The following is a 25,351-nucleotide window of genomic DNA, read 5'->3' as shown; positions in this document are numbered from 1 at the left end:
GGGCCGACCCGTCCTCACAGTCGTGGCTCGACCCGGGCGATCCGGCGCAACGCCCCCGGCAGGAAACGGGACATGAGGTGAGCGCCGCGGGCCTCCGCGGTGACCGGGACCATCGCCTCGTTGCGCACCACCGACCGCAGAATCGCCTCGGCCACCTTCTCCGGCGGGTAGTTGCGCAGCCCGTACAGCCGCGCGGTGCGCCGCTGCCGACGCCGCTGTTCCTCGTCGTCCACGCCCGTGAAGCGCGCGGTGGAGGTGATGTTGGTGTTGACGAATCCGGGGCAGACCGCAGTCACCCCGATGTCCTGGACGGCCAGTTCGGCGCGCAGGCACTCGCTGAGCATCAGGACCGCGGCCTTGGAGGTGCTGTAGGCCGGCAGCGCCCTGGAGGGCTGATAGGCCGCGGCCGAGGCGACGTTGACGATGTGGCCGCCCTGGCCGCGCTCGGCCATCCGCCCGCCGAAGAGGCGGCAGCCGTGGATGACGCCCCAGAGATTGACGTCCAGAACCGCACGCCAGTCGTCGGGCGTGGTGGCGAAGAAGGATCCGGAAAGGCCGATTCCGGCGTTGTTGACCAGCACGTCCACCACGCCGTACTCGGCGGTGACCTTGTCGGCGAGCTTCTCCATGGCCTGCTCGTCGGAGACGTCCACGGTCTCCGCCCAGGCGGTGGGGGCGCCGAGCAGACGGGACAGTTCCGCCGTGTGGGCGGCGGCTTCCGCGTCCCGGTCGACGGACACCACGCGCGCGCCGGACTGAGCGAACGCGAACGCCGTCGCCCGCCCGATGCCGCTGCCCGCGCCGGTGACCAGCACCAGTTGGCCGCCGAAGCGGTCCGTGTACTTGCCGGTGGGCACGGCCGGCTCCGGGCGTCCGCCCTCGATCCGGTCGACGAACTCGATGATCCAGGAAGCCAGTTGGTCCGGGCGGGTGCGGGGGATCCAGTGCCTGGCGGGGAGTGTGCGACGGATCGACTGCGGTGCCCACCGCTCCAGTTCGTCGTAGAGCTTCTCGGACAGGAACGCGTCCCCCAGGGGCGTGATGAGCTGCACGGGCGCGTGCGCGTACGCGTCCGGGCGCGGACTGCGCAGCCGGGACCGCACGTTGTCCCGGTACAGCCAGGCGCCGTGCGCGGCGTCCTGCGGCAGGGACGAGGTGGGGTAGTCGCCGCCGGGGACCCGCTCGACCCGCTCCAGGATCTTCGGCCAGCTCCTGCCGAGCGGGCCGCGCCAGGCCAGTTCGGGCAGGACGGGGGTGTGCAGCAGGTACACGTACCAGGACTTCGCGCCCTGGCCGAGGAGTTGGCCCACCCGGCGGGGCGTGGGCCGCTGCACGCGCGCGTGGATCCAGTGCCCGAAGTGGTCGAGGGACGGGCCGGACATCGAGGTGAACGACGCGATGCGGCCCTCGGTGCGGTCGACCGTGACGAACTCCCAGGACTGCACCGACCCCCAGTCGTGCCCCACCAGGTGCACCGGCCGGTCCGGGCTGACCGCGTCCACGACGGCCAGGAAGTCGTCCGTGAGCTTGGCCAGCGTGAACCCGCCGCGCAACGGCTTCGGGGCCGTCGAGCGGCCGTGGCCGCGCACGTCGTACAGCACCACGTGGAAGCGGTCGGCGAGCCGCACGGCGACCTCCGACCAGACCTCCTTGCTGTCCGGATAGCCGTGCACCAGCACCACCGTCGGCTGCTCGGGGTCACCCAGCTCCGCCACGCACAGCTCGACCCCGCCCGTGGTGCGCACCCAGCGCTCCCGCGCGTCCTTCAGCGTCATCACGTGTCCTCCGCCCAGCGCCGAACACCCGCACCCACGTACCTGCTCCCACGCCCGTACCTGCTCCCGGGGTCGTACCCGCTCCTGGTCCCGATCGTCCCGATCTCACTGCCGGACTCGATCGTGCCGCCGCCCCCGATCTCGCTCCCGTGCCCGCGCTCCCGCGCGCGAGGGGACCACCACGGCGGCTCGTCCTCCCACCAGAATGCGCGCTGCTCGGGGTCCCGCGAGTCTGCGTACTCGTAGGCCGGGCGTGGGACCCGCCTGCATCCCCGCAGGTCCACGGAGAGTTCGTCCGCCACTGCCCTCGTCATGCCGACACCGCCCCGCCTTCCCCGGGCTGCCGTCCGTGCGCTCGCACGGGACAGCCCGGCCGTCGGTTGCGCTACTCACCCGTAACTTGACACTGTGAATGTGACAGTTGTTAGAGGCTGCGTCAATAGGCGAGATCGTCGGCTGTGGACAACTCTGGGTAGCTCTCAGGCAGGGCTTCCCTTACGGGTCCGTACGACTGGAGGGTGACGTGAAGACGGCTCTCCGGTCTGACGACCGTCAGGGCCCTGTATCACTACCGTCGATGGCGTGACTGTGATCGCTACCGAAAGCCTGAGCAAGCGGTTCCCCCGGGTGACCGCTCTTGACCGGCTCTCCGTGGACGTGGGACCCGGTGTGACGGGCCTCGTGGGCGCCAACGGGGCCGGCAAATCAACGTTGATCAAGATCTTGCTGGGTCTCTCCCCCGCCACCGAGGGCCGTGCCGAGGTACTCGGCCTCGATGTCGTCACCCACGGTGCCGCCATCCGGGAGCGGGTGGGGTACATGCCGGAGCACGACTGCCTGCCGCCCGACGTCTCGGCCACCGAGTTCGTCGTCCACATGGCCCGGATGTCCGGACTCCCGCCCGCCGCCGCCCGCGAGCGCACCGCGGACACCCTGCGCCACGTCGGTCTGTACGAGGAGCGCTACCGCCCCATCGGCGGCTACTCGACCGGTATGAAGCAGCGCGTGAAGCTGGCGCAGGCGCTGGTCCACGATCCCCAGCTGGTCTTCCTCGACGAGCCGACCAACGGCCTCGACCCGGTCGGCCGTGACGAGATGCTCGGCCTGATCCGCCGCATCCACACCGACTTCGGCATCTCGGTCCTGGTCACCTCCCACCTGCTGGGCGAACTGGAACGCACCTGCGACCACGTCGTCGTGGTCGACGGCGGCAAGCTCCTGCGCTCCAGCTCCACCCGGGACTTCACGCAGACCACCACCACCCTGGCGATCGAGGTCACCGACAGCGACACTCACCCCAACGGCACCAGGGCGGTGCGTGAGGCGCTCCACGCGCGCGGGGTGGACGTCCACGACGAAGGCAGCGGCCTGCCCGGTGCCGGACACATCCTGCTGCTGAGCGCCTCGGGCGACGAGATGTACGACCTGGTCCGCGATGTCGTCGCCGACCTCGGCCTCGGCCTGGTCCGCATGGAGCAGCGCAGGCACCACATCTCGGAGGTGTTCCGGGAGGACAGCGACGAGCAGCGGAAGGAGGCGGTCGGCCATGGCAACTGAACACCCGGTAGCCGCGCCTTCGGGGGACCAGACCCGCATCCACAACATCGGCTACCGCTCCTACGACGGTCCCCGGCTGGGCCGCGCGTACGCCCGCCGCTCTCTCTACTCGCAGTCCCTGCGCGGCGCCTACGGCCTCGGCCGTTCGGTGAAGTCCAAGGCGCTGCCGATCCTGCTGTTCATCGTGATGTGCGTGCCCGCGGCCATCATGGTCGCGGTCGCCGTCGTCACCAAGGCGAAGGAACTGCCGCTGGACTACACGCGCTACGCGATCGTCATGCAGGCGGTCATCAGCCTGTACGTCGCCTCGCAGGCGCCCCAGTCCGTCTCGCGGGACCTGCGCTTCAAGACCGTGCCGCTGTACTTCTCGCGGCCCATCGAGACCGCCGACTACGTCCGCGCCAAGTACGCGGCGCTGGCCACGGCGATGTTCATCCTCACCGCGGCCCCGCTGACCGTGCTCTACGTGGGCGCGCTGCTGGCGAAGCTCGGGTTCGCCCACCAGACCAAGGAATTCGCACAGGGGCTGGTCTCCGTGGCACTGCTCTCGCTGCTGTTCGCCGGTATCGGACTGGTCATCGCCGCCGTCACCCCGCGCCGCGGCTTCGGCATCGCCGCCGTGATCGCCGTGCTGACCATCTCCTACGGTGCGGTCTCCACGCTCCAGGCCATCGCGTACGCACAGGACGCCACCGGTGCGATCGCCTGGATCGGCCTGTTCTCACCGATCACGATCGTCGACGGCGTGCAGTCCGCCTTCCTGGGGGCCACCTCCGCCTACCCCGGAGGGGCCGGCCCGTCCACCGGCGCGGGTCTGGTCCATCTGCTCGTCGCGCTGGGCCTGATCGCCGGCAGCTACGGCCTCCTGCTGCGCCGCTACCAGAAGGTGGGACTGTGACCACGCTCTCCATCGACCACGTCTCCCGCTGGTTCGGCAACGTGGTCGCCGTCAACGACGTCACCATGACGATCGGCCCCGGTGTCACCGGCCTGCTCGGCCCCAACGGCGCCGGAAAATCCACCCTGATCAACATGATGGGCGGCTTCCTCGCCCCCTCCACCGGCTCGGTCACCCTCGACGGGCAGACGGTGTGGCGGAACGAGGACATCTACCAGCACATCGGCATCGTCCCCGAGCGGGAGGCGATGTACGACTTCCTCACCGGACGCGAATTCGTCGTCGCCAACGCCGAGTTGCACGGCCTGGGGGACAAGGAGGCCCAGCACGCCCTGGCCACGGTCGAGATGGAGTACGCGCAGGACCGGAAGATCTCCACGTACTCCAAGGGCATGCGGCAGCGCGTGAAGATGGCCTCCGCGCTGGTCCACGAACCCTCGCTGCTGCTGCTCGACGAGCCGTTCAACGGCATGGACCCGCGCCAGCGCATGCAGCTCATGGAGCTGCTGCGGCGCATGGGCGACGAGGGCCGCACGGTGCTGTTCTCCTCGCACATCCTCGAAGAGGTCGAGCAACTCGCCTGGCACATCGAGGTCATCGTCGCCGGACGGCATGCGGCCAGCGGTGACTTCCGCCGGATCCGCCGCCTGATGACCGATCGCCCGCACCGCTACCTGGTGCGTTCCAGCGACGACCGGGCCCTCGCGGCGGCGCTGATCGCCGACCCGTCGACGTCCGGCATCGAGGTCGACCTCACGGAGAGTGCGCTGCGCATCCAGGCCGTCGACTTCGGCCGCTTCACCACGCTGCTGCCGAAGGTCGCCCGCGACCACGGCATCCGGCTGCTCACGGTCTCGCCGTCGGACGAGTCCCTGGAGTCCGTCTTCTCGTATCTTGTCGCGGCGTAGGAGGCCGAAGATGTACGACCCCACAGTCGCCCGGCTCACCTACCGGGCTCTGCTCGGCCGCCGTCGGGCCCTCATCCTCGGCGCCGTGCCCCTGCTGCTGATCGTGATCGCGGTGGCCGTGCGGGCCCTCGCCGGAGCCGACGATCAGACGGCCGCGGACGTTCTGGGCGGCTTCGCGCTCGCCGTGATGGTGCCGATCGTCGCCGTCATCGCGGGCACCGGTGCGATCGGCCCGGAGATCGACGACGGCTCCGTGGTGTATCTGCTGTCCAAGCCGATCAAGCGGCCGGCGATCATCTTCACCAAGCTGATCGTGGCGGTCGCGGTGACGATGGCCTTCTCCGCGGTGCCCACCCTGATCGCGGGCCTCATCCTGAACGGGAACGGGCAGCAGGTCGCCGTCGCCTACACGATCGCCGCGCTGGTCGCCTCGATCGCGTACGCGGCCCTCTTCCTGCTCCTGGGCACGGTCTCCCGGCACGCGGTGGTCTTCGGACTGGTCTACGCGCTCGTCTGGGAGGCGCTGTTCGGCTCCCTGGTGCCCGGTGTGCGCACGCTGAGCGTGCAGCAGTGGTCACTGGCCGTCGCCCAGAAGGTCGCCGGCGGCAATCTGATCACCTCGGACGTGGGGCTGGTCACGGCGACGGTGCTGCTGGTCGCGGTCACCGTCCTGGCCACCTGGTACGCGGGACAGAAGCTGCGGTCGCTGACCCTGGCAGGGGAGGAGTAGACCGCCCCGGAGGTGAGGCTCCCGGACTTGACGGGGGCTTCACCTTCAGCCGGGCACACTGGGGCAAATGGGGGATGCGCTGCATCGCTAGGAGGCACGGGGATGGCTGACGAGGCGCCACAGTACGACGGTGGCGGGCGATCCGAGGACGAGACGTGGGACGGCGCCGTCCTGGACGACGACTTCATACGGGCCGCCGACAGATCCGAGCCGTCCGCCCGGGCCCGTATGCTCGCCGCGCGCTGGCGTTCCCATGAGCCCGGGCCCCAGCCGTGGCGGTCGGACGAGCCGCCGGCGGGCTGGTTCTTCAGCAAGGTGCGTCGGCGCAGGTGGCGCCGGCGGTAGGCGTGGGCCGTTTAATTCAGTGGCGTCGGTCCGGCCGGCCCGGCACAGTGGTGTGTGCCACACCGCCGGGACAGCCCCGGCGCCACGTTCAGGGAGAGGATCCGGGCGATGTCCATGCACGACAGTACGTCCGGTTCCCGTCAGGGCAGCCTGTGGCGGGCTGCGGAGTTGACGACCCGCTCCGTCTGAAGCCCGCACCACACGGGGAGCTGCCCGGGGCGGCCGCTTCGAGCACGCGATGTCGCTCTCGCGTGGGCCGCCCACCCGGAGGATTGGCCGAGTGGTAAGGCACCGGCTTGCTAAGCCGTGGTCGGGCCTGAACAGCCCGCGCACGTTCGATCCGTGCATCCTCCGCACGACAGCGTCACTGGGACTCGGCCGCGCCTCTGGACCGGGGGTTGGACCGAAGAGGGCGGGTACCCGAGCGGACCCGGGCCCGGGGACACCGGGCCGGCCGGACCTTCAACACCAGCTGCACCAGGGCCGACCGCACCGGCACCGACCCCACCACCGTCAACCGTACGGCGAAAGAATCCGCGCGCCTGACTGCTGGGCGGTGGGGCGGTCTCCGGTGGATGACCGACCGTGTCGCCAAGCGGGCGGGGTGCCCATCTGCATCGGCGGCACAGCCCGGAGTGGCGGCTCTTTGGCGGACGGCCGGTCAGCCGTCCCCGTCCAGCAGCCGCTCCAGGACCACCGCGATGCCGTCCTCGTCGTTGGAGGACGTCACCTCGTGCGCCACCGCCAGGAGTTCCTCGTGGGCGTTGGCCATCGCCACTCCGTGAGCGGCCCAGCCGAACATCGGGATGTCGTTGGGCATGTCGCCGAAGGCGATGGTGTCGGCCGGTTTCAGGCCGAGGCGGCGGGCCGCCACGGAGAGCCCCGTGGCCTTGCTCAGCCCCAGCGGAAGCAGTTCGACGATGCCCTCGCCGGCCATGGCGACCGTGACGAAGCCGCCCGCCGCGCGCCGCGCGGCCTCGGCCAGTTCGTCGTCCGACAGCTCCGGGTGCTGTATGTAGATCTTGGTCAGCGGGGCGGCCCACAGGTCGGCGACATCCGTGAACGGCGTCGCCGGAAGCGATCCGGCGACCGCGTACCCGGGGCCCACGAGCACCTCGCCGTCCAGGCCGGACCGGCTCGCGGCGAGGAACAGCCGCCCGACCTCGACCTCGATCTTGGCCAGGGCCACCCCGGCCAGCTGCCGGTCCAGGGTGACGGACGTCAGCAGGCGGCGCTCTCCGGCGTCGTACACCTGCGCGCCCTGACCGCACACCGCGAGGCCCTGGTAGCCGAGGTCGTCGAGAATGTGCTGGGTCCAGGGGACGGCACGGCCCGTGACGACGATGTGGGCCGCGCCCGCCGAGGCGGCCGCGGCAAGAGCGTCACGGGTGCGACGCGAGACCGACCCGTCGGTGCGCAGCAGCGTGCCGTCGAGGTCGGTGGCGACGAGGCCGTACGGGAAACCGGTGGTCACTTGGCCACCGGCTCCAGGACCTCCCGGCCGCCCAGGTACGGGCGCAGCACCTCGGGCACGCGCACGGACCCGTCGGCCTGCTGGTGGTTCTCCAGGATCGCCACGATGGTGCGCGGTACGGCGCACAGCGTGCCGTTGAGCGTCGCCAGCGGGCGGACCTTCTTGCCGTCACGGACCCGGATCTGCAGCCTGCGGGACTGGTACTCGGTGCAGTCCGAGGTCGAGGTCAGCTCGCGGTACTTGCCCTGGGTCGGGATCCACGCCTCGCAGTCGAACTTGCGGGAGGCCGAGGAACCCAGGTCGCCCGAGGCGACGTCGATGACGCGGAACGGCAGTTCGAGCGAGGTCAGCCACTGCTTCTCCCACTCCAGCAGCCGCCGGTGCTCCTCCTGTGACTCCTCGGGCGCGACGTAGGAGAACATCTCGACCTTGTCGAACTGGTGCACCCGGAAGATGCCCCGGGTGTCCTTGCCGTGCGAACCGGCCTCGCGGCGGAAGCAGGGCGAGAAGCCCGCGTAGCGCAGCGGCAGCCGGTCGGCGTCCAGGATCTCGTCCATGTGGTAGGCCGCCAGCGCCACCTCGGAGGTGCCGACCAGGTACAGGTCGTCCTTGTCGAGGTGGTAGACGTCCTGGGCCGCCTGGCCGAGGAAGCCGGTGCCGGCCATGGACTGCGGGCGGACCAGCGCCGGGGTCAGCATCGGCGTGAAACCGGCCGCCGTGGCCTGCGCCATCGCGGCGTTCACCAGGGCCAGTTCCAGCAGGGCGCCGACGCCGGTGAGGAAGTAGAAACGCGAACCCGAGACCTTGGCGCCCCGTTCGACGTCGATCGCGCCGAGGAGCTGGCCCAGCTCCAGGTGGTCCTTGGGGGTGAAGCCCTCCCCGTCGAAGTCGCGGATCGTGCCGTGCGTCTCCCGCGTGACGAAGTCCTCCTCGCCGCCGACGGGCACGTCGGGGTGGACGAGGTTGCCGAGCCTGAGGAGCAGTTCGTGGGTCTCGCTGTCGGCCGCGTCGCGGTCCGCGTCGGCGGCCTTGACATCGGCTTTGAGCTGCTCGGCACGCCCGAGCAGCTCGGCCTTCTCCTCGCCGGAGGCCTTGGGAATCAGCCTGCCGAGCTGCTTCTGCTCGGCCCGCAGCTCATCGAAGCGGACGCCGGACGACCTGCGCCGCTCGTCGGCGGACAGGAGGGAGTCGACGAGCGCGACATCCTCTCCACGGGCGCGCTGGGAGGCACGCACACGGTCGGGGTCCTCACGGAGCAGGCGAAGGTCAATCACGGGCCCAAGGCTACCGGTGTGGGGGTGTCGCCAACGAATCGTTATTCGATCACTTTCCGAAATGACGGCTTACGTTCGGTTACGTGGCAATTGCCCATTGTGTCAATTCAGGCCGTCTCACTCCCCGGGACGGGGCATGCGCGGGGCGCCAAGTTGACTCGAATCCCTTGGGGAGAAAGGGACTTGGGGGCAGGGTTGTCCACAGGGATCCACACCCCAGGGTGAGTTATCCACAGGCTGTGTGGAAGTTCTGTGGATTACGGAATTGATCACTCCGTAAGTCTGGGTCAAGCTGATCAATTCCCGGTTCAAACCGGGGCGACACCCACTTTCGGGTGGAAAGGGGTCGCCCCAAAAGATGAACCATGAGAAACGGGTGGACGACGGTCGACTGGCGTGGTGATGCCCCCGTCCGGCCTCTCGAAGCGATTTGTCGACCGATTGATCCCCTCTTGTCGACTTGTCCCCAGGTCGAGATGGGCACCTGTGGATAACTCTGTGGATAACGAAGATATGCAGGTAGGACTGGCTAGAAACGACCGTCCTGGCATTGCGCCAGCCAGTCCGCCGCCGCCATGAACTCCGCGTCCGAGGTGCCGGGCGGCGCGGACCGCACCCCGTCCGGCCCGGTGTCCGCGCGTGGGTACGAGCCGAGGAACCGCACCTGCAGACAGAACCGTTTCAGCCCCATCAGGGCCTCGGCCATACGGCGGTCGGCGATATGCCCCTCGGCGTCGACGCAGAAGCAGTAGTGGCCGATGCCGGCCCCGGTCGGCCGGGACTGGAGCAGCATGAGGTTGATGCCCCGGGTGGCGAACTCGCCGAGCAGGTCGCGCAGCCCGCCCGGATGGTCCTCGCGCTGCCACAGCACCACGGAGGTCTTGTCCGCCCCGGTGGGTGCGGCGGGCCGGGCGGGCCTACCGACGAGTACGAACCGGGTCTGTGCGTTCTCCGCGTCGTGGATCCCGGTCTCCAGGGCGACGAGTCCGTAGCGGGCGCCGGCGAACTCACCCGCGAAGGCGCCGTCGTAGCGGCCCTCCTGGACCAGGCGGGCGCCGTCCGCGTTCGAGGCGGCCGACTCCCAGCCGGCGTCCGGGAGGTTGGCCTGGAGCCAGTTGCGGACCTGCGGCTGGGCCGCCGGGTGGGCGGTGACCGTCTTGACGTCGGACAGCCGGGTGCCGGGCCGCACCAGCAGCGCGAAGGCGATCGACAACTGCACCTCGCGGTAGATCATCAGCGGAGCGCCCGCGACCAGTTCGTCCAGGGTGGTGGTGATGCCGCCCTCGACCGAGTTCTCGATGGGCACGAACGCGGCCTCGGCGTCCCCGGCGCGCACGCCGTCCAGCGCCGACTGCACGGACACCTGCGGGACCAGTTCCCGGGTGGCCGCCTCCGGCAGCGTGCGCAGGGCGACCTCGGTAAAGGTCCCCTCGGGACCGAGATACGCGTAGCTCGCTGGCATGACTTCACCCTAGTAGCCGCGGCCGAACCCGGCTCCGGTGTGCCTCCGGACCCCTCGCCCGCAGCCGGGCCGCGTATCACTGGAGTCTCGACGAACCGGGCTCCCGTCCCGCGTTCCTCCAGGCCCTCGCCCGCAGCCGGGCCGCGTCTCGCCGGGTCTCACCCTTCCAGCAGCCGCTGTCCCACGTACTCGCCCTCCGCCGCCCCGCCCGGGACCGCGAACAGGCCGCTGGTCTCGTGACGGACGAACTTCGACAGGGCGTCGCCCCGGTCGAGCTTGCGCTGCACCGGCACGAAGCCGCGCAGCGGATCCGCCTGCCAGCAGATGAACAGCAGCCCCGCGTCCGGCGTACCGTCCGGGTCGAAGCCGTCGTGGTACGAGAACGGCCGCCGGAGCATGGCGGCGCCCCCGTTCTGGTCGGGCCGGCTGATCCGGGCGTGCGCGTTGATGGCGACGACGTACTCGCCCTGGGAGTCGGCCTTCTCCAGGTCCATCGCGGTCGTCTCGGTGCCTCCGGTGAGCGGTGCCCCATCGGATTTCCGGCGGCCTATGACGCCTTCCTGGGCGGAGACCGACAACTTCTCCCAGTCGTCGAGGAGCATGCGGATCCGGCGTACGACGGCGTACGAGCCGTTCGCCATCCAGGCGGGCTCGCCCGATCCGGGCACGAAGATCTGCTGGCCGAAGTTCGCGTCCGTGGTTTTCGGGTTGCCGGTGCCGTCGACCTGCCCCATCAGATTGCGGACCGTCATGGGGCGGGCCGTGGCGCCGGGCGTGCGGTTGAAACCGTTCATCTGCCAGCGCACCCGGGCGGCGCTGCCCGCGTCCTTCTGGATCGCGCGCAGGGCGTGGAAGGCGACCAGGGCGTCGTCCGCGCCTACCTGCACCCACAGGTCGCCGTCGCTGCGCGCCTTGTCGAGCCGGTCGGAGGAGAAGTCGGGCAGCGGGTCGAGGGCGGTCGGCCGCTGCTTCTCCAGCCCGGTGCGGGTGAAGAAGGAGTGGCCGAAGCCGAAGGTGACCGTCAGCGAGGACGGCCCGGCGTCCCGGGCGACGCCGGTGTCGTCGTGCCCGGTCGGTTCGCCCGCCATCAGCCGCCCGGCAGTCCTCGACCAGCGGCGCAGCAGGGCCGCCGCCTCCGTGCGGCCGGCGCGCGCCACCAGGTCGAAGGCGATGAGGTGGCCGCGGGCCTGGAGGGCTTCGGTGATGCCGGGCTGATGTTTCCCGTGAAACATTGCCCGGCCGGCACCCACCGAGGTCAGCGGTGCGGCCTGGGCGGGCGCGGTCGTGTAGCCCACGGCGCCGCCCGCCGCGCCCAGCGCCAGACCCGTGGCGCCGGCGGTACCGAGCAGCGTCCGCCGCGATATGCCCGCCCCGGAGCCGTGCTGCTCGGCTGTGGGCCGCGCGGCTGCGGGTTCGTCGGGGGCGGGCTTTCCGGAGGGAGTGGCCTGGTCTGGCATGGTGCGGTTCAGCCGATCTGCGCGTTCTTGGAGACGGTCATCTGGTCGATGTCGGAGGTGCGCACGGTCACGGCGATCTTCCAGTCGCCGGCCATGGGGATCTGCACTCCGCTCGCGGACCAGTGCCCGGTGGTGATGTGGTCGGGCGTCACGGGAAGCGGGCCGATGTTCTTCGCATCGAGGGTGAAGGCGATCTTCACCTCGGGGATGTCGAAGGCCCGGCCGTTGGGGCGCTGCACATAGACGTGCAGTTCGTTGCCGCCCACGCGCGCGGGGTCGAGGTCGATCCGTACCACGCCCTTGCCGTCCTGGCCGCCGGTGTCGAACGGCATGTCCAGCGTCACCCCGTCGGACGAGGCCGACGCCGAGGAGGACGGGGACGACGCTTGCGCGGCCTGGGCCGCCAGCTCGGTGCGTCCCGGCTCGGTCTGGGTCAGCACGGTGGTGACGGCGAGCAGCACGACGGCGACGCCCGCCTCCGCGAGCACCGAGCGGCGCAGCCCGAAACGGTTCGGGTCGGCGTCCCGCAGCCGCTTCTGCCGGGCGGCATCCACGGCGGCCTGCTGCCGGGCCAGCTGGGCGGCGCGGGCGGTGTCGGTTTCGGCGCCGTTGTCGGTGCCGTTGTCGCTGCCGGTGGGTGCGGACCCGCCGGACGCGGCCGGTTCGGACAGGGCAGCTCCACGGGCCGTGGCCGACGCAGCGACCTGCTCCTTCTCGGCCGACGCCCCTTCCGATGCCCCTGCTGACGCCCCTTCCGACGTCCGTACATCGGCCGGCGTCTTCTCGGCCGTCCCCACCTCGGACAGCTCCGCGTCCGACTTCGCCGTCCCGGCCTGTCGCGACCCAGTTCCCGCCGTCTCCGGTCCCGTCGTCCCGGTCCGCGCGGTGGCCGGGTTCGCTAGCCGGGCCGTCCACCGCCGGGAGGTCGACGCGATGCCGACCAGCAACGCCACCAGGCAGATCTTGACGAGCAGCAGTTGTCCGTACCGGGTGTCGGTGAACGCCGACCAGGAGCCCAGCTGCCGCCAGGACTGATAGATGCCGGTGGCGACCAGGGTGAGTACGGATCCGAAGGCGATGGCCGAGAAGCGGCGTACGGCGGTGGCACCGACCGGTGTCCCGGCGGGCGCCCGGTACAGCGCGACGAGGAGGGCGACGAGACCGCCCAGCCAGGTGGCGACGGCCAGCAGGTGCAGTACGTCGACCGGGATGGCCACGCCCGACTGCAGACCGGTCGAGGCGTGCTCGGCCATGGCCCAGCTCGCCGCGAGCCCGGCGGCGACGACGGTCCCGCCCACCGCGAGCCCGAAGGTCAGGTCGCGCTTCTCGTCGTCCTTCCGCTTGTCGTAGGCGCCGAACAGCACGGCGATGAACAGCGCGGCGGCGGCGAGCAGCAGCAGCCGGGAGACCAGCGCCGCCCCGGACTTGGTCTGCAGCACCTGACCGAGCAGGCCCAGGTCGAAGATCTCGCCGAAGGTCCCGGAGCCGGTGTAGGAGCCGCGCAGGAGCAGCAGCCAGAGCGTGGCGGCGGTCAGGGCGAGCCAGCCGCCGACGACGAGGCGTTGCACGGGGCGCACCCCGGAGCCGCGCTGCCAGCACGCGAGGACGAAGACGGCCCCGCCCACCAGCACGATGTAGCCGGCGTACGACACATAGCGGCCGAACTCGTAGAGCCAGCCGACGACTCCGCCGCCCACCGTCTCACCGGAGACCGAGACCGTGGTCGTGGAGGGAGCGCCGACGGAGAAGGTGTAGGCACCGGCGACGGGATGGCTGTCGGCGGAGACGACCTGGTAGGCGACGGTGTACGTGCCCTCCGCCAGGCCGCTCACGAGCCGCACCGCGTACGTCGCGCCGCTGACGTGGGCCGGTTCGCCGCTGTCGACCCGCTTGCCCTTGGGGTCCAGCACGCGCACCGAGCCGTTGTTCATCGCGACCGGCTCGGAGAAGGTGAGCGACACCTTGTCCGGAGCCTTGTCGACCACCACCCCCTGAGCGGGGTCGCTGCCGAGGAGCGCTGCGTGCGCGGAGGCCGGGCCGGCACCGGCCAGCAGCGCTCCGCTGACGGCCAGGAGCAGCAGCACCAGGATCCGCAGGCGGGAGGTGGTGGTCCGCGTCAAGGTGGTTCCCTCCTCAGTGATCGGTCGACGGGTTGTACGTGGCCGGCTTCACGGGCATCTCGACGGTGAGGGGCCCGGAGCCGGCGAACTTCAGCCGGAGCGTGAGCGTGTCGCCCTGCTTCGGCTTGTGCTTCAGGTTCTCGAACATCAGATGGTTGCCGCCGCTCTCGAAGACGAGCCGGCCGTGCGCGGGTACGGCGAAGGAGGTGACTTCCTGCATGGCCCCGCCGCTGGTGGAGTGCAGGGTTATCCGGCCCGCCTGGTCACTGGTGACCGAGGTCAGCTCGTCCTTCGTACCGCCCTTGTTCACTATCGTCAGGAATCCGGCCGCCATGTCGGCCGAGACCGGCTGGGGCATGTAGACGGAACTGGCCGAAAGATCAGGCTTCGAGGCGTCGGAGCCACCGCAGCCCGCGAGGGCCAGCGCGCCCGCCAGCGCCGCGCCGGGCAGGGTGAGGCGCCTCACGGATTGGCTCCCTTGACGATCTTGGGGAGGTCCTTGGTGTAGTCGTCGACCGTGGCGTCCTCGCCATACAGGAGGTAGCCGGCGTCGGTCTTCGGCGAGAAGGCGACGACCTGGGTGCCGTGCACGGAGACGAGCTTGCCGTTCTTGTCCTTCTTCGTCGGTTCGATGGAGATGCCGAGGGAGCGGGCGGCGGCCTGGACGGTGGCGAAGTCGCCGGTCAGACCGATGAACTGCGGGTCGATGCCCTTGAGCCACTTGCCCAGCTCGGCGGGGGTGTCGCGGCCCGGGTCGGTGGTGACGAACACCACCCGCAGCTCGTCCTGTGCCGCCTTCGGCAGCGCCTTCTTGGCGACCGCTAGGTTGTTCATGGTCAGCGGACAGACGTCGGGGCAGTGCGTGTAGCCGAAGTAGACCAGCGTGGGGTGGCCCTTGGTCTCCGCGCGCAGGTCGTACTTCTGGCTCCGGGTGTCGGTGAGGACCAGGGCCGGCTTCTCGAACGGCTGGTCGAGGACGGTGGCGGACTTGGCCGAGCCGGACTCCTCCGAGACCACGGCCACGGGCGACTTGCTGTCGTCCCCGCTGCCGCAGGCGGAGAGGGTCAAGGTGGCGGCGGCGAGCAGCGCGGCCGCGGCGAACGTTGTCTTGCGCATAGAAAAATGTCCCAGATGTGAATGATCCGGTGTGCACCGGGGTCGGTGCGGGGGCCGCCCGGCCCCGGTGCACACCACTGGCGAGCGAGATCAGACGGCGGTCCGCCGCCGCCCGGCGATCATGGCGTATGCGACGCCGGCCGCGCCGACGACGATGCCGACGATGCCGAGCACCCGCGCGGTGGTGTCACTGCCGCCGGAGGAGTCCGACGCTTTGGCGGCCGTGTTCTTGCCGCCGGCCGCCGTGTCCGCCTGGTCGGCGGAGTTGCCCGAGCCCGCGGCGGAGCCGCTGTGCCCGTCGTCGGACGCGGCGCTCAGGGCGAGGACCGGGGCCGGGTTCTCCGGTTCGGCCTGGCCCTTCTCCGGCACCTCGATCCAGCGCACGACGTCCTTGTTGTCGTACGTCTGGACGGCCTTGAAGACGAGTTCGTCGGTGTCCTCGGGCAGGGCGCCGATGGACAGCGGGAACTTCTGGAAGTAGCCGGGCTGGATGCCCTTGCCGTCGGCGGTCCAGGTGACCTTGGTGACGGCCTGGTTGATCTTCTCGCCGTGCACCTCGACGGGCTTGGCCAGCGCGGACTTGGTGATCTGTACCGTCCAGCCGTCGACCGACTCCGGCATCACCGAGGCCAGCGGGTGGTCGGTGGGGAGGTTGACCTCCACCTTGGTGGTCGAGGCGTCGTCACGCTCGTTGGGGACCTTGAAGTCGACGACCGCGTAGCCGCCCTTGGCCGCCGTGCCCTCCGGCTGCACGGAGACGTGCGCGAAGGCGGGGGCGGACAGGACGAGGACGGCCGAGCCCGCGACGGCGGTGACGGCGGCGATACGAGAAGCCTTCATGGCAGAAGCACTCCACTCCGAGTGAGTTCCGGTGGATCTCAGGTAAGGAAGAAGGGCGCGCGTACGCACGCGCGCGTGCCGCGGGACGCGGCGGCCTTCCCCTGCCGGATCCCGGTGGCCGGATCCCAGTGACTGGATTGCAGTGACTGGATCCTGGTCGGCCGGACCTCGGTGGAGCAGGGGTCGCGTCGCGTCAGGCGGCGAGAACGAGCGGGAGCGCGGCCGGGGGACCGCGCCGGACCACCGTGTGCTGGAGCGTGGTGGTGAGCGGGGCGGGCGCGTCGTGCGGGAGGCTGCGCCGCAGCCGCGGGCCGGGATCCCGTTCGGCCGTGAGGCCGCCGCGCAGCGCGCGGGCCAGCGCGAGCGCCCCGCGCAGGGACCGTACGAGCGCCGCCTCGGCGACCCCGTGCGTCGACAGCTCCACCAGGCGCAGCAGGGCCAGGTCGCCGTGGCGCAGCAGCCAGCCGGCGACGATCGCGGTGAGGACGTGGCCGAGCAGCATCGGCAGCGACGGCAGCAGCGCGCCGAGGGAACCCGAGGAGGAGATGGCGGCGGCCGAACCGACGGATCCGGTGGCGGCGGCCGCGTGGTGGGCCGCGTTCAGGCCGGCGGAGCCGGAGACCGGACCGGAGGAGCCGGTGATCAGGTGGGCGTCCGTCAGGATCCGGTAGGCGTGGGCGGGGGAGATCGCCGCGGCGCCCGCGCCGCAGACGAGCCGCGCGGCCTGTTCGACCAGGGTGGCGTCGGTCGTTCCGCTCATCGAGTCCATGGCGCCCATCGACCCCATCGAACCCGTCGCGCCCATGGAACCCGACGGCACCGCGCCGGACGACATGGCGGTCATACCGTGTTGCCCCAGCCCGAACAGCGCGTGCAGCAGGATCTGGCCGAACGCGAGCAGGCCGGCGATACCCGGCAGCGAGCGCTCCCGCCCGGTGAGCGGCACCACGAGCACCAGCAAGCCGAGGAAGCCGATGCCCAGCGTCCACAGCGGGACGGAGGCGCAGGAGGCCAGGGCGTGCCCGGCCGCGGCCAGCACGACGCAGACCGCGGCGAAGACCGCGGCCCGCAGGATCCGGAGTCGGTGTCCGGAGCGCGCCGTGCGCGGCTGGGGGGCAGACATGGCGCGCTCATCATCCCACCGGACCCACCCGTGTCCTACGGCAGGTACGAAACTCTCTCCATACACCGATTCCTGTCTGAGTACATCCCCCGTATGGGCGGCGTCACGTCAACGGTGTGCTTACACCGGGGCGCGCGCGGCAATAGGTAACGGTATGTCGAGCCGCGGCCAGGAGGCTGGAGCATGAGCATCTGGTGGTCACTCCATCTGCGCCGTGATGCCGCGAGCGTTCCCCTCGCGAGACGGTTGCTCCTCGGCGCCATGGAGACGGCGGGCGTGGACCCGGAGATCTCCTACGATCTGTCCGTCGCCCTCAGCGAGGCCTGCGCGAACGCCGTGGAACACGGGGGCGGCGCGCGCGGCGCGTCGGGGGCGTACCGGGTGACCGTCCATCTGGACGGCGAGAAGTGCCGGATCGAGGTGACCGACTCCGGGCCGGGCTTCGCGCATCCCCCGGCCATACGGCCCGCGCGGGTGGATGCGGAACACGGCCGCGGACTGTGTCTGATCAGGGAACTCACCGATCACGTCCACATCGGCAACAAGCCGGGCCGGGGCGGCACGGTGGTGAGCTTCGACAAGATGCTCAAGTGGACGAAGGACGCTCCGCTGATTGCGGTCTAGCCTCCACGACGCAGGAAGCCGCGGTGCGACCACTGCCTGCGCGACCTCCGCCTCCGTTGACTGCTTCTTCTGCGACCGTCGCGTCAGTGACCGCTGCCTTCACGACAGTCGTCGCCTCAGTCGCCGTCCAGCACCTCGGCCAGGACTTCCAGAGCCTGTGGATAAACCCGTTCCTGCGGCGTTCCGTACCCGACGACGAGTCCCTGCGGCCGTCCTCTGCCGCCGGGCGCGTGCCAGTGGTCGCCCAGGCAGCCCAGGGCCAGCCCCGCCGCCTCGGCCCGGGCCCGGACCTCCGCCTCGTCACCGACCTCCACCAGGGCGTGCAGGCCGGCGGCGATCCCACTCACCCGGCGGTCGGCGCCCATCCGGTCCAGGAGCCGGTCCCGGCGGCGCCGGTAGCAGAGCCGGCCCGCCCGTACGTGCCGGTCGTAGCCCTGGCTGTCGATCAGGTCGGCCAGCGCCAACTGGCCCAGGGACTCGGTGTGGTGGTCGCTGTGCAGCTTGACGTCGGCGACCGCGTCCACCAGGTGCGGCGGCAGCACCATCCAGCCCAGCCGCAGTCCCGGGCCCAGCGTCTTGGAGGCGGTGCCCAGGTAGACGACCTGATGCGGGGCCATGCCCTGGAGCGCGCCGACCGGCTGGCGGTCGTGGCGGAACTCCCCGTCGTAGTCGTCCTCGACGATCAGTCCGCCACGCGCGCGTGCCCAGTCGCCGAGCGCCCGGCGCCGCTCGGGGTGCAGCGTCGCCCCGGTGGGGAACTGGTCGTAGGCCGCCTTCGCGGTGCCCCGTGAGATGCCCAGCTCCGTCGCGAGCTGCCGGGTCGCGGGCAACCGTGTGCCCGGCGTCAGCCGGCCGTCCCGTACGGCGTCCCGGAGGATCCGCTGCAGGCCGGCCCGGCGGCCGTCCGCCGTCTCCGGTGCGAGGCGCGGATCGACCCCGACACCCGTCCAGACGTCGTCCACGATCCCCCTTGGCGTCCCCTCGGTCCGCACACCTGAAATGGCCGAGTACCCGGTGGTACCCGGCCATTCACCACGACGTCAGCCCTTCAGCGCGGCCATCCACGCCTCGACCTCGTCCGACCGGCGGGGCAGCCCGGCGCTGAGGTTCCGGTTGCCGTCCTCGGTGACCAGGATGTCGTCCTCGATGCGGACGCCGATGCCGCGGTACTCCTCGGGCACGGACAGGTCGTCGCTCTGGAAGTACAGGCCGGGCTCGACCGTCAGCACCATGCCGGGCTCCAGCACGCCGTCCACGTACGTCTCGGTCCGCGCGGCCGCGCAGTCGTGGACGTCCAGGCCGAGCATGTGACCGGTGCCGTGCAGCGTCCAGCGGCGCTGCAGACCCAGCTCCAGGACCCGCTCGACCGGGCCCTCGACCAGGCCCCACTCGACGAGCCGCTCGGTGAGCACCCGCTGGGCGGCGTCGTGGAAGTCCCGGTACTTGGCGCCGGGCCGCACGGCCGCGATGCCGGCTTCCTGGGCCTCGTACACCGCGTCGTAGATCTTCTTCTGGAGCTCGCTGTACGTGCCGCTCACCGGCAGCGTGCGGGTGACGTCCGCGGTGTACAGCGTGTGGGTCTCGACGCCCGCGTCCAGCAGGAGCAGGTCGCCGGAGCGGACCGGACCGTCGTTGCGGACCCAGTGCAGCGTGCACGCGTGCGGTCCCGCGGCGCAGATGGAGCCGTACCCGACGTCGTTGCCCTCTACGCGCGCGCGAAGGAAGAAGGTGCCCTCGATGTAGCGCTCGCTGGTCGCCTCGGCCCGGTCGAGGACCTTCACGACGTCCTCGAAGCCGTGCACGGTCGAGTCGACCGCCTTCTGCAGCTCGCCGATCTCCCACTCGTCCTTGACCAGCCGCGCCTCGGAGAGGAAGACCCGCAGCTCGTCGTCGCGCTCGGCGGTGACCTTGTCGGTGAGGGCGGCCTCGATCTCCGCGTCGTACCCGCGTACGACGCGGACCGGCCCGGTGGCCTCGCGCAGCGCGTCGGCCAGCTCGCGGACGTCCGCGGCCGGGATGCCATACAGCGCCGCGGACTCGGTCAGCGAGTGGCGGCGGCCGACCCACAGCTCACCCTGGCCGGAGAGCCAGAACTCGCCGTTCTCCCGGTCGGAGCGGGGCAGCAGGTAGATCGTCTCCTGGTGGCCGTCGGTGGTCGGCTCCAGGACGAGTACGCCGTCCTCGGTCTGGTCCCCGGTGAGGTACGCGTACTCGACGGAGGCCCGGAAGGGGTAGTCCGTGTCGTTCGAGCGCACCTTCAGGTTGCCCGCCGGGATCACCAGGCGCTCGCCGGGGAAGCGGGCGGACAGCGCGGCGCGGCGGCGCGCGGCGTGCTCGGCCTGCTCCGCCGGCTTCAGGTCGCGCAGCTCCGTATCGGCCCAGCCGGACTTCATGTTCTCGGCCAGTTCATCAGAAACGCCCGGGTACAGGCCGTTCTTGCGTTGCTTGATCGGCTCCTCCGACTCAGTCTCCGGGGTCTCCGGGTTGAGTTCGTCGGCCACGGTCATCCTCCTCGATATGGCACGGATCCTCCCCGGGCGCTCGGCGCTCTGGGCTCCGCACGAGCAGGGGGGATCCCCATCATCGTACGGTCGCACCGGGTCGGCCCCCGGGTGGGAAGACCTGTTATGCCTGGTCATGCGACCCGCTTGGGGCCGGCGCCGTTACGTCATCCGCCGGTGCCCGGTGCTGTCACGCCGGCCGCTTGTGCCCGGTCCGGCCCGGGCACGCGTCCCGCGTCCGGCGGCTCTGTCCGGCCGGGTCACGCGGCCCGCGCACGGCTCGGCCCACGCCCGCCGCCGACGGGCGCCGGAGGCCGGCGCGCACCGCGCACCGTTCGATCGGCGCGTACCGCCCGTGCGGACAGCGGCCGCCCGAAGCGCACCGCCCGCCGACGCGGGCAGCGGCCGCCCGATACGCATCCCCGGCGTACAGACGTCACTCGAAGCGCGCCGCCAGCAGGACGACGTCCTCCTCGCTGTCCGTCGCATCCGCTGCGCCCGGCCCGTCCGGCCCCTCCGGGAGCATGGCCCGCAGTACGTGGTCGGCGAGGGCGTCGGGGTCGCGGCGCAGCGTGCGAGGGGCGGTGGCGCCCGCCGCGTGCAACCGGGCGAAAGCGCGGTCCATGGGGTCGCCGGTGCGGCGCAGCAGCCCGTCGGTGTAGAGCAGAACCGTCTCTCCAGCCTCTGCCTGGATCTCCACGCTCGGCGCCTCCCAGCAGGCGAGCATCCCGAGCGGCGCGGACACGGAGGTCTCCGCGAACTCGGTGCGCCGCTCGCCGATCAGCAGCGGCGGGTTGTGACCGGCGCCGGCCAGCGTGACCTTGCGCAGCGCGGGTTCGCAGTAGGCGAACAGCGCGGTGGCGGAGCGGGCGGGCTCGGTCAGCCGCAGCAGCAGTTCGAGGTCGGACAGGACGGCGACCGGGTCCTCGCCCTCCATCACGGCGTAGGCCCGCAGGGACGCGCGCAGCCGGCCCATCGCGGCGACCGCGCTCGGCCCGCAGCCGGTGACCGAGCCGACCGCGAGGCCGAGCGCGGCGTCCGGCAGCGGCAGCGCGTCGTACCAGTCGCCGCCGCCGCGCGGGCCGCTGCGGTGCCGGGCGGCGAGCTGCACGCCGGCCACCCGGGGCAGCCGGGAGGGGAGCAGTTCCTCGGCGACGGTCGCCATGCACGCGCGCGTGCGTTCCAGTTCCAGCAGCCGGGCGAGGTGTTCGGTGGCGTAGCGCACGTACAGGCCGGCGAGGTGGCGCTGCCGCTCGTTGGGCTCGGCCGGTTCGTCGTAGAACCAGACGGCCGCGCCGAGCCGCCCCGCGTCCTTGGTGGACAGCGGCAGGGAGTAGCTGGCGGCGTAGCCGAGGCGGACGGCCACCTCGCGGTGGCGCGGGTCGAGGCCGTCCTCGGCGAACAGGTCGGAGTGGACGATCTCGCCGTCGCCGCCGGGCAGCCCGGCGGCCGTGTCGAGGAGCTTGCCGTAGGGCAGGGCGCAGCGGGGCACGGTCTCGATGTGTCCGAGATCGGACACGGCGAGGCCCAGGCCGACCGTCCGGCAGGGACCGAGACCGTCGTCGGGCTCCAGGACGAACAGACCGCGCCGGGCGCCCACAAGGGCGGCTCCGGCGCTCAGCAGTTCCTGGAGCGCGGGGTCGAGCGAGTCGGTGCGGGCCAGGCGTTCGGTGAGTTCGTGGAGGGTGGTGAGGTCGGAGACCCAGCCGGCCAGCCGGTCCTGGAGGAGGGTGCCCGGTGCCGGGACGTCCGGGACAGTGGTCTTCGTCACGAGGGGCGTACTCGGAGCGGCTGGTGCGGGCGCGACAGTGTGTGCGGATGTGGCGATCGAAGAGTCGATTCCAGCCACTTTCGGAGGGTGCGAGGCGCTCATGGCGCCCGGCATTCAGACCGGCGCGTATTGCTCAATAGCATCGCAAACCCCCATGTCATTCTGCGTAGCTAGCAATGTCTCCACATGTACACGCACTCGTGATGAGATGTCCAGCATTGTCCTGCGGGGATTCCTGGTGTCCGTGGGCCCGTTGCGCGTTTCCACCGGACCTCTTGCGCTACAGTGAAGTTGGCCTGAAACTGCCTCGGGTAACGGTTCATTGCGGTCGACTGGGTTTGCTCCACGGAGCGTCACAACGGTCGTGATGGGTACGTACTCGGAGAAAGCCAGGGGCGGTTGGGGGCCGCCCGGAACCTGGCGGCCGACCCGGGCGTCTTAACCACCGACGACCGTGCCCCATCCTCCCGTGGCGAGGCGGAGAACAATGCGCGGGACGGCGAAACGCCACACTTCGCCACCCCCGCCGCGGCCGTGTTTTGGCAGACGCAGTGCAGTAGAGACGCGGAAACGGCCAACGCTCGACCCCTTGGGGCCCCTTGCCCGGAGCAGGGGCGTGATGCGCCAACAGGTACGCACAGTGAAATGATCGACACATGATGTGATGTGGTCCCACGGTGTTGCCAGCGGTGCAACGGAAAGGAACGAGCGCTCATGCGCGAGATCCTCAAAAGGCGACGCAGGCTCCTGTCCAGGCGGAACGGCGGGGGGCCTGACCTGATCGGCGCGGCTCTCACCTTCGCTGCGGAGTGGCAGTGGCCGGTGCTCCCGGGCGTGGCCCCGGACCCGCAGGGCCGGGCCCGCTGCGCATGTCCCGACCCCGAGTGCACGGTGCCCGGTGCGCACCCCTTCGACCCCGGCCTCCTCGCGGCCACCACCGACGAGCGCATGGTGCGCTGGTGGTGGACCAACCGGCCGGGTGCGCCCATCGTCCTCGCCACCGGGGGCAGCGCGCCCTGCGCGGTCAGCCTGCCCGCCCTCGCGGCGGCCCGCGCCCTCGACGCACTCGACCGCCGGGGCATGCGGCTCGGCCCGGTGGTCGCCTCACCCACCCGGTGGGCCCTGCTCGTGCGGCCGTACTCCATGGAGCAACTGGGCGAACTGCTCTACGCCAAGGACTTCGTCCCCGGCTCCCTGCGCTTCCACGGCGAGGGCGGCTACCTCGCGCTGCCTCCCTCCGAGACCGGTCAGGGCGCCGTCCGCTGGGAGCGCGCCCCGCTGCCCGGCTCGGCCGCGCCCTGGGTGCCCGACGTGGAGGCCGTGGTGGACGCGGCGGTCGACGCGCTCACTCGTACGGGTGTGAGCGCGCCCGAGTTGTAGGGGTGTCGGGCGCGCGCGGAACAGGGGCCCCGTTCCCGCTCGTTATCGTCCGCACATGAACGTTCGTCTGCTCGCCCTGGCGGGCGTCGCGGCCTGCGCGCTGGCGCTGCCGCTGGCCGTGGCGTCCGCGGGTCCCGTAGGCGAGAAGGGCGCAGCAGCCGTACGCCGTGCCGTGCACGAGGCCACCCGTGATGCGCCGTACGACCTCTCGTACGAGCGTGTGCACGGTGACGCGGGCGATGACGAGAAGGCGTCACCCGTCCCGCCCGGCGCGTCCGGCAGTTCCTCGCCGCTGCGGCTCGGCCTGGGCCTTGCCACGGCCGCCCGCTGCGGGCCCGAACTCTCCTCACCCGACGGCATCGAGGCCCAGACCTGTGTCCTGACACAGGGCGCGGACACCTGGGCGCGCACCTATTACCGCAATGCCACCGGGTCGGCACTGGAGTCCGTGCTCACCCTGATGGCGCCCGGCGACCGTACTGTGCGCACGCGATGCCTGGTGGGAGCCGACGACGCGCCCGGCACGTGTGAGACACCGCGCGAGTCCATCCGGGGCGGCCCGGACAGCTACAGCGCGGTCACCGAGTTCTCCACCCGCGAGGGCCGGGGGCCACTGCTGCTGCGTTCGGGAAGCAACTCCGAGCCGTCTGACGGCAGTTGACTGACGGTCACGTTCCGTACAAGGCGGCCGGCATGAAAAGGCCCGGTTGCTGGCGACGGGGGATGCACCAGCAACCGGGCTACTCGAACGGTAACAAGAGATCGGCGGTTCGCAAATTCCGTCTCGGCTATTCGGACACCGATTTCCCTGTCATTTCGGGGAGTTGTGACAGGAGTCACCTGATGCGGTGGCACGGGGCACGACTGACCGGCCGGCCGGGCGTACCCCGTGCGGAGTCTGTGCGTCAGCTGAGCGTGACCTGTCGGTTGGTCAGACCTCCGCGCGCGCGTCGCTCGTCGGGGGTGAGCGGCGCGTCGGCGGCCAGGGCGGCGGTCAGCCGCCCGGCGAACTCGGCGGCCGGCTTCTCCACGTCGTCGGCCGAGACCGAGCTCGGCAGGTCCCACACCGGCACGGTGAGGCCGTGGGCGCGGAAGGACCCGACGAGGCGTGTCCCCTCGCCGAGACCCGAGCGGCCCGCCGCGTGCAGCCGGGCGAGAGCGTCCAGAAGCGCCTCCTCCGGGTACGGCATGACCCAGCGCAGGTGGTTCTTCTCCGTGGTCTCGCACCAGTACGCGCAGTCCACGCCGGTCAGCTTCACCGTGGGGACGGCCGCGGCGTTGGCCCGCTCCAGGGAGGAGACCACGTCCGGGGCGGCGTTCTCCGCGTCCGGCACCCAGAACTCGAAGCCGCTGTGCACAACTGGCTCGAAGGCACCCTCGGGGGCGAGGAGGTCCTGGAGACGCGGGCCGTCGGCCGGCGCGCGGCGGCCCTGGACGGGCGTGCCCGGTTCGGCGACGAGGGCCCGCTGGAGGGTGTCGGCGAGGTCGCGGCTGATGTCGCCGGACGACGTGTCGTTCTGCAGGCCCAGCAGGACCGTGCCGTCGTCGCGGCGCAGGGCCGGCCAGGCCATGGGGAGCACCGTGGCGAGGGTCACCGAAGGAACGTCCTCGGGCAGCTCGTCCTTCAGGGTCAGCTCCGCGGTGGCGGCGGGCACCAGCTCGCGCAGCGCCACCCAGTCGCCCTCGCTCGGCAGGCCCTCGAAGGGGCGCTGTACCAGCTCGGTCGCGGCGTGCGCGGCGGCCCGGCCGTGGCACGCCTTGTAGCGACGGCCGCTGCCGCAGGGGCAGGGCTCGCGGGCGCCGACAACCGGAACCTGCCCGTCAGCGCCTACGGCACCGACACCACCCGCGGTCTGCGGGTGCTTGGCCTTCGTCTGGGGTCGCTTTTTGGCCATGGTGGCTGTCTCCCGGTTACGGCTCATCTCGTACGGGCGGAGCCTAGCCGCTCCCGCGGAGCCCGACCGGGACCTGTGGATGACGCGGCTCCTGTGGACGA

22 protein-coding genes and 1 tRNA gene are annotated in these 25,351 nt (G+C 71.3%); 9 read left to right on the top strand and 14 right to left on the bottom strand.

Annotated elements, in window-relative coordinates:
* Positions 1-14: 14 nt before the first annotated feature.
* Positions 15-1,775, bottom strand: coding sequence for an SDR family oxidoreductase (locus ACFYPJ_RS30805; protein WP_389024233.1), 1,761 nt, complete (start codon positions 1,773-1,775; stop codon positions 15-17).
* Between the two features lie 588 nt (positions 1,776-2,363).
* On the opposite strand from ACFYPJ_RS30805, the gene ACFYPJ_RS30800 reads away from it, so the two are divergent.
* From ACFYPJ_RS30800 to ACFYPJ_RS30775, 6 genes are all read left to right on the top strand, one after another.
* The gene (locus ACFYPJ_RS30800) at positions 2,364-3,332 is read left to right on the top strand and encodes an ABC transporter ATP-binding protein (protein ID WP_389024335.1); all 969 of its coding nucleotides are present in this window, start codon (positions 2,364-2,366) and stop codon (positions 3,330-3,332) included.
* The gene (locus ACFYPJ_RS30795) at positions 3,322-4,230 is read left to right on the top strand and encodes an ABC transporter permease (protein WP_389024230.1); all 909 of its coding nucleotides are present in this window, start codon (positions 3,322-3,324) and stop codon (positions 4,228-4,230) included. Before ACFYPJ_RS30800 ends, ACFYPJ_RS30795 begins: the two co-directional genes overlap by 11 nt.
* Positions 4,227-5,138, top strand: coding sequence for an ABC transporter ATP-binding protein (locus tag ACFYPJ_RS30790; protein WP_389024228.1), 912 nt, complete (start codon positions 4,227-4,229; stop codon positions 5,136-5,138). Before ACFYPJ_RS30795 ends, ACFYPJ_RS30790 begins: the two co-directional genes overlap by 4 nt.
* Positions 5,139-5,148: 10 nt before the next feature.
* A complete protein-coding gene (locus tag ACFYPJ_RS30785) occupies positions 5,149-5,868 on the top strand; it encodes an ABC transporter permease (protein ID WP_389024225.1) in 720 nt (239 codons plus the stop codon).
* 102 nt (positions 5,869-5,970) lie between these two features.
* Complete coding sequence (locus ACFYPJ_RS30780; RefSeq protein ID WP_389024222.1) at positions 5,971-6,213, top strand: hypothetical protein; 243 nt, start codon at positions 5,971-5,973, stop codon at positions 6,211-6,213.
* A gap of 266 nt (positions 6,214-6,479) precedes the next feature.
* A tRNA-Ser gene (locus ACFYPJ_RS30775) sits at positions 6,480-6,567 on the top strand.
* Between the two features lie 307 nt (positions 6,568-6,874).
* Here the strand turns inward: ACFYPJ_RS30775 and ACFYPJ_RS30770 are convergent.
* The 9 genes from ACFYPJ_RS30770 to ACFYPJ_RS30730 all read right to left on the bottom strand — a co-directional run bounded on the left by ACFYPJ_RS30770 (position 6,875) and on the right by ACFYPJ_RS30730 (position 17,079).
* Entirely contained in the window at positions 6,875-7,687 is an 813-nt protein-coding gene (locus ACFYPJ_RS30770; protein WP_389024219.1) for an HAD family hydrolase, read from the bottom strand.
* Positions 7,684-8,961: a serine--tRNA ligase gene (serS, locus tag ACFYPJ_RS30765; RefSeq protein WP_389024216.1), complete on the bottom strand. Its 1,278-nt coding sequence runs from the start codon at positions 8,959-8,961 to the stop codon at positions 7,684-7,686. Before serS ends, ACFYPJ_RS30770 begins: the two co-directional genes overlap by 4 nt.
* Before the next feature lie 529 nt (positions 8,962-9,490).
* Positions 9,491-10,423 carry a prephenate dehydratase gene (pheA, locus tag ACFYPJ_RS30760; RefSeq protein ID WP_389024213.1) on the bottom strand — a complete coding sequence of 311 codons (933 nt, stop codon included), beginning with the start codon at positions 10,421-10,423 and terminating at the stop codon, positions 9,491-9,493.
* A 158-nt stretch (positions 10,424-10,581) separates the two neighbouring features.
* Positions 10,582-11,880: an iron uptake transporter deferrochelatase/peroxidase subunit gene (efeB, locus tag ACFYPJ_RS30755; RefSeq protein WP_389024210.1), complete on the bottom strand. Its 1,299-nt coding sequence runs from the start codon at positions 11,878-11,880 to the stop codon at positions 10,582-10,584.
* Between the two features lie 8 nt (positions 11,881-11,888).
* On the bottom strand, positions 11,889-14,000 hold the full coding sequence (locus ACFYPJ_RS30750; RefSeq protein WP_389024207.1) for a copper resistance CopC/CopD family protein: 2,112 nt from the start codon (positions 13,998-14,000) through the stop codon (positions 11,889-11,891).
* 13 nt (positions 14,001-14,013) lie between these two features.
* Positions 14,014-14,466 (bottom strand): copper chaperone PCu(A)C, encoded by a 453-nt coding sequence (locus ACFYPJ_RS30745; RefSeq protein ID WP_389024204.1) that lies wholly within the window; start codon positions 14,464-14,466, stop codon positions 14,014-14,016.
* On the bottom strand, positions 14,463-15,116 hold the full coding sequence (locus ACFYPJ_RS30740; RefSeq protein ID WP_389024201.1) for an SCO family protein: 654 nt from the start codon (positions 15,114-15,116) through the stop codon (positions 14,463-14,465). The genes ACFYPJ_RS30745 and ACFYPJ_RS30740 overlap by 4 nt, the downstream gene beginning before the upstream one ends.
* Before the next feature lie 90 nt (positions 15,117-15,206).
* On the bottom strand, positions 15,207-15,956 hold the full coding sequence (locus ACFYPJ_RS30735) for a YcnI family protein (protein WP_389024198.1): 750 nt from the start codon (positions 15,954-15,956) through the stop codon (positions 15,207-15,209).
* Between the two features lie 193 nt (positions 15,957-16,149).
* Complete coding sequence (locus ACFYPJ_RS30730; RefSeq protein WP_389024195.1) at positions 16,150-17,079, bottom strand: hypothetical protein; 930 nt, start codon at positions 17,077-17,079, stop codon at positions 16,150-16,152.
* Positions 17,080-17,262: 183 nt separating this feature from the next.
* On the opposite strand from ACFYPJ_RS30730, the gene ACFYPJ_RS30725 reads away from it, so the two are divergent.
* Positions 17,263-17,703 (top strand): ATP-binding protein, encoded by a 441-nt coding sequence (locus ACFYPJ_RS30725; RefSeq protein WP_389024192.1) that lies wholly within the window; start codon positions 17,263-17,265, stop codon positions 17,701-17,703.
* A 116-nt stretch (positions 17,704-17,819) separates the two neighbouring features.
* Here the strand turns inward: ACFYPJ_RS30725 and ACFYPJ_RS30720 are convergent, their stop codons facing one another.
* The 3 genes from ACFYPJ_RS30720 to ACFYPJ_RS30710 all read right to left on the bottom strand — a co-directional run bounded on the left by ACFYPJ_RS30720 (position 17,820) and on the right by ACFYPJ_RS30710 (position 22,053).
* Positions 17,820-18,665, bottom strand: coding sequence for an aminotransferase class I/II-fold pyridoxal phosphate-dependent enzyme (locus ACFYPJ_RS30720; protein WP_389024189.1), 846 nt, complete (start codon positions 18,663-18,665; stop codon positions 17,820-17,822).
* Between the two features lie 78 nt (positions 18,666-18,743).
* Positions 18,744-20,210: an aminopeptidase P family protein gene (locus tag ACFYPJ_RS30715; protein ID WP_389024186.1), complete on the bottom strand. Its 1,467-nt coding sequence runs from the start codon at positions 20,208-20,210 to the stop codon at positions 18,744-18,746.
* A gap of 430 nt (positions 20,211-20,640) precedes the next feature.
* Positions 20,641-22,053, bottom strand: a complete 1,413-nt coding sequence (locus ACFYPJ_RS30710; protein WP_389024183.1) for a PP2C family protein-serine/threonine phosphatase — start codon at positions 22,051-22,053, stop codon at positions 20,641-20,643.
* A gap of 636 nt (positions 22,054-22,689) precedes the next feature.
* On the opposite strand from ACFYPJ_RS30710, the gene ACFYPJ_RS30705 reads away from it, so the two are divergent.
* Entirely contained in the window at positions 22,690-23,355 is a 666-nt protein-coding gene (locus tag ACFYPJ_RS30705; protein ID WP_389024180.1) for a bifunctional DNA primase/polymerase, read from the top strand.
* 55 nt (positions 23,356-23,410) lie between these two features.
* Entirely contained in the window at positions 23,411-24,016 is a 606-nt protein-coding gene (locus tag ACFYPJ_RS30700; RefSeq protein ID WP_389024177.1) for a hypothetical protein, read from the top strand.
* A 244-nt stretch (positions 24,017-24,260) separates the two neighbouring features.
* Here ACFYPJ_RS30700 and ACFYPJ_RS30695 read toward each other — a convergent pair whose 3' ends face one another.
* A complete protein-coding gene (locus tag ACFYPJ_RS30695; RefSeq protein ID WP_389024174.1) occupies positions 24,261-25,250 on the bottom strand; it encodes a DUF5926 family protein in 990 nt (329 codons plus the stop codon).
* Positions 25,251-25,351 lie beyond the last annotated feature (101 nt).

It is taken from the genome of Streptomyces sp. NPDC006012 (genome assembly GCF_042871185.1).
In the GTDB taxonomy this organism is placed as follows: Bacteria; Actinomycetota; Actinomycetes; order Streptomycetales; family Streptomycetaceae; genus Streptomyces.
The sequence above is the reverse complement of the archived record's forward strand: the minus strand, read 5'-3'. Positions and strand labels throughout refer to the sequence as shown.